Source organism: Deltaproteobacteria bacterium (genome assembly GCA_020845895.1).
In the GTDB taxonomy this organism is placed as follows: domain Bacteria; phylum Lernaellota; class Lernaellaia; order JACKCT01; family JACKCT01; genus JADLEX01.
Genome location: JADLEX010000101.1, coordinates 1 through 7,200 on the forward strand (window position 1 = coordinate 1; position 7,200 = coordinate 7,200).

Here is a 7,200-nt window from a genome sequence, read left to right on the forward strand (position 1 = left end):
CCCAAATTCGCCGGCAGCGGCTGCACGCGCAGGCGCCCGGCCTCGCGCCCGGAAAGCCGCTGAATGTCCTTGTCGATCGGTTCGCCGGGCGCGATTTTCCGCTCGACGCCGTCGAGCCCCGCCGCCAGCACCGCCGCGATCGACAGGTACGGGTTGCAACTCGGGTCCGGCGCGCGGACCTCGATGGCGGTCGGTCCGTCGGACCGATGGGGAACGCGGACGTAGGGCTCGACGTTCGAGTACGACCAGTAGACGTGCGTCGGCGCTTCGTGACCGGGGACGAGGCGCTTGTAGCTGTTGACCAGCGGATTGAGCAGCAGGCACATGCCGTCGGCGTGCTCGAGCAACCCGCCGATGAAATGCTGCGCGACGACGGACAGGCGACCGCGCTCGAACGAAAATACGTCCTCGCCGTTCGAGCGCGCCGTGAGCTCCAGGTGCAGGCCGGACCCCGCCAACTCGAACCGGGGTTTGGGCATGAACGTGGCGATGAGGCCGTGATCTTTCGCGAGCGCCTTGGCCACATAACGCAGCGTCACAATCGCGTCGGCGCACTCGAGCGGCGACATCGGCATCAGACCCAATTCGTGCTGGCCGGGCGCGATCTCGTGATGCGCGTGACGCACCGCGACACCGAATTTTTCGAGCGCCGACACCACGTCGCGTCGAAACGCCTGCCCCGGTTCGTCGGGCGCGAAATCGAGGTAGCCCGAAACGTCGTGCGTGTTCAGGGTCGGCTCGCCGTTGCCGTTGCGGCGAAAGATGAAAAACTCGACCTCGGGCGCGATCAGAACATCGAGCCCTTTCGCACTCACCTTGCGCGCGATGTCGCGCAACACTTGGCGCGGGCAATTGCCGTCGGGTTTGCCGTCGGCCTGCGCGAGATCGGCGATCATTCGCGCGCCGCGAAATCCGCCGTCCATGAACGGCAACACGGCGAAAGTGTCGAGATCGGGCCGCAATCGACCGTCCACCTCCTTGGAACGGAAACGTCCCACGATGGCGCTGGCGTCGAGCGCAAGCGACTCGAAGAGCACCTGGTCGATGCGGCTGCCGCCGACCTCGATGCCCTTCAATTGCCCGAGTACGTCCGTGAACTGCACCAGCAGGTACTGGACATTCGACTCGGAGATGATCCGTTTGATCTCTCGGGGTTCCACCACCAACCCAAATTTCGAAGTGCGCGCCCTATTTAGTCGGTCCGCATTCGCCCGTCAAGGGATTCTTGATGATTCGGCATTATTTCGATTGCAGATTGGCATGATTCCGACGATTTTTTCATTTTTGTCGATAATTTCTTGCTTGATCTGCAATTTTTCGGCGTCACACGACCGAAGCATCAGCGCAAGAGCGTCCGCACAGGAGACCCCCTGCCCGATCCAAGTGGTCAAATGTCGTCTGATTTCGCGAGGTTATGCGCCGAGCACAGAAGTTGGATGTTCTTTTCGTCGTTTCCGCCACCCTTGGCCACCGGAATGACGTGGTCGAAGTGCAGGTCGCGGACAGCGCCGCAAATCGCGCACCGTCCCTGATCGCGCTTCCAGACTTTCACGCGGACTTTGGGCGGGATGTAGCGCGGATTCGGCGTTTCGCCGCGCTTCCAGCCCGCCTTGCCGTGACGACGGAGCTTAAATCGCACGACGAGGCGGCGGCCATCCGACTCGCGCCAGGCGTCGATGACTCGGTATTCGCCGAGATTGGCCCAAATCCCCCTGTGGATTTTTCGGTAGATCCGCACCGGCACGGCCGGCGATTTGCCGTCGCGAAACGCGGCGGCGGCGTCGAAAAGTACGCCGTTCGCTGTTCGCTTCCCATCGACCGTGTCGAGCGGCTGGTCCTCCAATTGGGGATGTGGCCGGCGCGCCGAGCGCATCGCGTTGTGCCCCTCATAGATCAGGATCTCGGCGCGCTCCTCGACGAGGTCTGCGTAAACGTTCTTCTTCCCGGGGCTGATGAGCAGCACCGGGCGGCCCCGCGGGGTCGTCGCGTACATCCCACGCTGGAGGTATATCCCCTCGTGGCGGCACATTTCCTCGAACGTCAGTACGTCCATCGCCAAGACGCCCTCTGTGCCGTGTTCGCTATGAACGGTCCGGACCGACCGTGAATCGGTCGTGCCCCCAGATCCACTGATCGGGATATGTCTCGATCACCGTCTGCCAACGCGAATTGATCGACTGCGTGATCTCGCGGATCGCATCGTCCGATGCGTCGGCGACAGAGGCCGGACGCGGCAACGCGGGCTCGATGACCATGCGATGGCGGCCGGGCGCGATGCGCAGCGAATAGCAGATGTGAATCGGAGCCCCGTGCTCGACGGCAAGTCCCGCGGGGGTGCGGTCGGTCGAGACGTGGCGATCGAAAAACCGTACCAGCACGGCACGCTCTCGCGGTACGGCGCGGTCGATCGACCACGCGACGCACCCGTTTTTCGCCAGCCAAACCGGTGCGGATTCCGCCGCCTCTTCCGCCGTCCACGTGGCGACACCGAAACGGGCGCGGACGCGACGCACCCAGTGCCAAAGAAACCGGTCGCCCAGCTTGCGTTCCACGAGCGCGATCGGCAGCCCCGAGGTCGAAAGTGCCCATAGGCCTAGGTCGATCGAACCGATATGACCGCAAATCAGGATCGCGCCGCGGCCGTCGGCCAACGAGGCGCGAAGATGCTCCTCGCCAACCACCTCGACGCGCTCTTTCAGATACGTCGTGTCGAGCAACCGCGCACGGAGACAGTCCGTCGCGTTTCGGCCGCGATTTTCCACGGAGCGCTTCACGATCTGCGCAATCTCCGGCCCGGTGCGTTCCCTGCCGAGTGCGATCTCGAGGTTCTGCGTGGCGAGTCGCGACCGGCGGGGCGACAGCGCGTACGACGCGCGCCCGAGCCATCCGCCCATCGCGTCGGCTCCGTTCGACGACAAGGCGCAGGCCGCGCGAGTCGCCAGACGAAGGATCAGGCCCTTCGTCACTGCGCCGGGAGGCGCCGGCGGCGCGGGCCGCAGGTGCTCGGGCTCGCCGGGCGGGCGCTTCTTCCAACGTTCGTGCATCCAGACCCACTGCGCGGGAAAGCGTCGAATGTGCTCCGAAATCCGGTCGTTGAAGATCCGCGTCGCTTCCGCCACATCCGCGTTCGCGTCGCCGGTGCGCGGCAGGTCGATCGGCGGACCGATCTCGATCACGAGGCCACCGTCCGGCCCTCGGTGGTTGAAGAGCGTGACGACCGGGATGTTGAGGGAGTACGCAAGGAACGCGGGGCCGGTGGGCGTGTGCGCGAGCGGGCCGAGGAACGGCGCGAAGACCCCGCGCACGCGCGTGTCCTGATCCATCAGGATGGCGAGCAGTCCGTTTCTCGCGACGACGTCGGCAATCTCTTTCATGGCGTCGCCGCCGCCGCGCGCGATGGGGATGTACCCGTATTTCCGCCGATGATCGTTGAGCAGGTTGTCGATGCGCTCGTCGTAGAGGGACCTGACGATCTCGTTCATCGGGAATCCCACGTGCGCGATGTAAGCAGCCATGAGCTCCCAATTTCCGACGTGCGCTGTCATCAGCAACGCGCCGCGGCCCTCGGCGAGCGCTGCATCGAAATGCTCGCGGCCCTCGATGCGGCAGTACGGCACCGGCGAGACCTTGCCGGCGAAGATCTCCTCAAGATGAAACAGCTCGAAGAATCCGCGCCCAAGGTTTTCGAACGACGCCCGACCGACATCGACACGCCACTCGGGGGACGAATCGGGAAACGCGATCTTGACGTGACGCAGAACCTTTGCGCGGTCGCGTCGCAGTATCGTGAATGCGGCGCGGCCGATGGCGCGACCGATCCGGATGCCGATGTGAAGTGGGATCGCGGTCGCGAACGCGATGAGCGCGCGCGCGCCGTGGAAGATGAAGTCGTTTTTCAGGCGCTGGATGAAAGGACGTTTCGAGGAAGCGGTCATTCCCGCAGCTTTTCGTGGACGAATGCGATGACGTCGCCGACGCGCTCCCAGGTTTCGTAATCTTCCTCGGTCACTTCGACGTCGAATTCCTCGGCGACCGAAGACGCGATTTCCTCGAGGTCGTAAGGATCGGCGTCGAGGTCATCGGTCAGGAACTGGCTCTCGTCGAGGTCGTCCGCGTCCATTTCGAGTTGCACCGCCACCAGGGCGATCACCTTCTCCTCAATCGTCATCGTCATCGGCGTTCCCCCGTTCGCCGGCTACGAGATCTGAAGCACCCTCGTCAGATAGTCGATGACGTCCGCGACGGTGCGGATCTTCTCGATGTCCGACTCGGGGATTTCGTCCAGATCGAATTCCTGTTCCACGCCCATCACCAATTCGACGACCATCAGGCTGTCGGCCCCGAGATCCTTCATGAAATCCGATTCGGGTTTCACCATCTCGGGCGCGAGCGGGCCGTCCTTGCGCTTGATATTCGCGCAGATCACCTTGACGACCCGATCGAAGAGTTCCTGCTGCTTGCCCGTATACATCTCGCCTCCGCGGGCCGGTGCCCGGTTTGCCCCCGCGCGAATCGGCACGCGCCGACGTCCTACATCCACAATCCGCCGTCCACCACCAGTGTCCGGCCGGTTACATACTCCGAGTCCGGTCCCGCCAGAAACGCCACCGCCGCCGCGACGTCTTCGGGCGTCCCCGCGCGGCCGAGCGGAATCCGTTCCAGGATCGACGCGCGAAACGCCTCGTCCATCGAGTCCGCCATGCCGCCCGCGCCCGTCTCCACCAGTCCCGGCGCGACGACGTTGACGAGTATATGCCGCGCGGCCAATTCCTTGGCAAGCGACTTCGCGAGCCCCGTGAGCGCCGACTTCGACGCCGCGTAAACCGCCTGACCCGCGTTTCCCGCGAGTCCCGCGACGGACCCGATGAAGATCATCCGTCCGCCACCGGCGCGGATCATCGGCCGGATCGCGGCTTTCGCGCAAAAAAACGCTCCCGCGACGTTCACGTCCAGCACACGACGCGCGTCGTCGTCGCCGGTCATCACCGCCAGATTGTTGAGCGTGACGCCGGCGCCGGCCACGAGCACGTCCAGCGACCCGGCGTGATCCGCGAACGCGCGGACTGCCGTTTTTACGCAACTCCCGTCCGCAACGTCAATACGAACCGGCTCGCCCTCGCCGCCCTCGGCGCGCAGGCGCGAGAGCGTTTCGTTCGCGGCGTTTTCATTCGTGTGATAGCCGACGCCGACGTAAAACCCATCGCGCGAAAGGCGTGCGCAGACGGCCGCGCCGATGCCCCGGCTCCCGCCGGTGACGAGCGCAACGCGGCGCGTATTTTGGGTATCGGACATCCGTCAACTCTGGAGAGCGGCAACGGCCTCGTCAAGTTCCCGAACCGAGGAAATCGAAACGGCGCGAATATCGGGCGCGATGCGGGACACCATGCCGGTCAGCTTGCCGCCCGGTCCGAGCTCGATGAAAGCATCCACGCCCATATTGATCGCCGTGCGCACGCAGTCCTCGAAGCGAACGCGGTGCGTGATCTGCGTGATGAGAAGAGCCGCAAACCGCGAGGGGTCATCGCAGGGGCGGGCATCGACGTTGGCGATGATCGGAAACGCGGGCGGCGCGAAAGCGGCGGCTCGAAGCACTTCGTCCATCGCACGCGCGGCCGGCTCCATCAGCGGACAATGGAAGGGAGCGCTGACGGGCAACATGACAGCTCGACGTACCCCTCGCTGTTTCGCGGAGGCCACGGCTCTTTCCACCGCGCTTGCGACACCGGAGATGACAACCTGACCACCGCCGTTGAGGTTGGCGACCCAGACGTCTCCGCCCGCATCGTCGCAGGCGGCCTGCGCGGTCTGCTCGTCCGTGCCGAGCAGGGCGGCCATCGCCCCGACGCCCGCTGCGACGGCCCGCTGCATGGCCTGCCCTCGCGTGCCCACGAGTATGACGGCGTCCCCGACGTCCAGGGATCCGGCAGCGACGTGAGCGGAGTATTCCCCGAGCGAATGGCCGATTGCACAGACCGGGCGCGATGAAACTCGTTCCGCAAAGGCCGCGTGAATGGCGGCCGACACGGCGAGCACGCACGGCTGCTGGAACTCGGTGAGGGCGAGCCGATCCTCGGGGCCGTCGAAGCACAGGCCCCGCAGGTCGAAACCCGACGCCCGATGCGCCTCGTCGAGGACGCGCCGGGCCGCCGGAGACGATTCCTCGAAGTCGCGACCCATCCCCACGAATTGGGCGCCCTGCCCCGGAAACAGCAGAGCCGGTCGCGACGGCGGCATCGTTTACTCTTCGGCTTCCTTCGCGATCACTTCCTTGCCCTTGTAGTGGCCGCAGGACGGGCAGACGCGATGCGGCATCACCCATTCCTGACAATTCGGGCAGGCAACCGGATTGGCGACCGCGAGCGCGTCGTGCGCCGAGCGAAGGCCCTTGCGTCGGTGGCTGGTTTTTCGTTTCGGACGAGCCATCTTCTCACTCCTCCATCGGGGGATTGATCGCGCCCCGGCAAACTTCGGATCTCACACACGCATCGAATCTCACGCACCCTTCGAATCTCACGCACCCTTCGCCGCGCAACGACACGGCTCCTCGTTCAGATTCGCGCCGCATCCCACGCACAGGCCGCGGCAGTCGTCGCGACACAGCAGCACCTCGGGCAAGACCAGCGCCGGATGCTCCGCCGCGGCCCGACCGAGGTCGCAACGATCGTTTCGGTAGTAGCCGAAACCCTCGTCCTCTTCCTCGGGTCCCGACGACTCGCTGTGCGGCGAGAGGACCAGTCGCCAATCGACCCGACGCGTGTCGTCGAACGCGCCCGCGCACCGGCCACACTCAAATCCGAAAACGATCTCGACCCAACCGCGCACGTTCACGGTGTGCCGGTACAGCGACGCCTCGATCGACGCGCGGGCGCGCGGTCCGTCAATGTCGAACCGACCGCCGAGCGCGTCACCGAGCTGCGCGGAATCGAGGTCGAAATCGAATCGGCGAGGCCCGCGGCCCAAATCCGAGATTTTCAGGATCATGGGAGCTACCGTCGCCGTTCGGCCCGTCCGGGGCGCAAAGCCGCGTGTGGTTATCAAACGGGGGGCGAAAAGTCAAGTTTTCCGGCGATTTGGTCCATAGCACGTGGAGTTTTCCGGTTTTGGCAGCAAATGAATTTTCCGGTTGCGGTTTCGCACAGGAACTCCTACCGTTTTTTCGTCGGGCGGGAGGATAGGGCAACGCCGGGGAGCGACCCGAGC

9 protein-coding genes are annotated in these 7,200 nt (G+C 64.9%); all 9 read right to left on the minus strand.

Annotation, left to right across the window (positions count from 1 at the left end; translation table 11 throughout):
* On the minus strand, positions 1 to 1,163 hold a 1,163-nt coding region (locus IT350_13775; protein ID MCC6159112.1), incomplete at its 3' end, for a glutamine synthetase.
* A gap of 224 nt (positions 1,164 to 1,387) precedes the next feature.
* Entirely contained in the window at positions 1,388 to 2,059 is a 672-nt protein-coding gene (locus IT350_13780) for an HNH endonuclease (GenBank protein MCC6159113.1), read from the minus strand.
* A 22-nt stretch (positions 2,060 to 2,081) separates the two neighbouring features.
* Entirely contained in the window at positions 2,082 to 3,935 is a 1,854-nt protein-coding gene (locus IT350_13785) for a hypothetical protein (GenBank protein ID MCC6159114.1), read from the minus strand.
* Positions 3,932 to 4,174 carry an acyl carrier protein gene (locus tag IT350_13790; GenBank protein MCC6159115.1) on the minus strand — a complete coding sequence of 81 codons (243 nt, stop codon included), beginning with the start codon at positions 4,172 to 4,174 and terminating at the stop codon, positions 3,932 to 3,934. The genes IT350_13785 and IT350_13790 overlap by 4 nt, the downstream gene beginning before the upstream one ends.
* A gap of 21 nt (positions 4,175 to 4,195) precedes the next feature.
* Positions 4,196 to 4,471, minus strand: coding sequence for an acyl carrier protein (gene acpP / locus IT350_13795; protein MCC6159116.1), 276 nt, complete (start codon positions 4,469 to 4,471; stop codon positions 4,196 to 4,198).
* Between the two features lie 59 nt (positions 4,472 to 4,530).
* The gene (locus tag IT350_13800) at positions 4,531 to 5,292 is read right to left on the minus strand and encodes a 3-oxoacyl-ACP reductase FabG (protein MCC6159117.1); all 762 of its coding nucleotides are present in this window, start codon (positions 5,290 to 5,292) and stop codon (positions 4,531 to 4,533) included.
* Positions 5,293 to 5,295: 3 nt separating this feature from the next.
* Positions 5,296 to 6,234, minus strand: a complete 939-nt coding sequence (fabD, locus tag IT350_13805; protein ID MCC6159118.1) for an ACP S-malonyltransferase — start codon at positions 6,232 to 6,234, stop codon at positions 5,296 to 5,298.
* Between the two features lie 3 nt (positions 6,235 to 6,237).
* Positions 6,238 to 6,423, minus strand: coding sequence for a 50S ribosomal protein L32 (gene rpmF / locus IT350_13810; protein MCC6159119.1), 186 nt, complete (start codon positions 6,421 to 6,423; stop codon positions 6,238 to 6,240).
* 87 nt (positions 6,424 to 6,510) lie between these two features.
* Positions 6,511 to 6,981, minus strand: a complete 471-nt coding sequence (locus IT350_13815; GenBank protein ID MCC6159120.1) for a DUF177 domain-containing protein — start codon at positions 6,979 to 6,981, stop codon at positions 6,511 to 6,513.
* Positions 6,982 to 7,200: the final 219 nt, after the last annotated feature.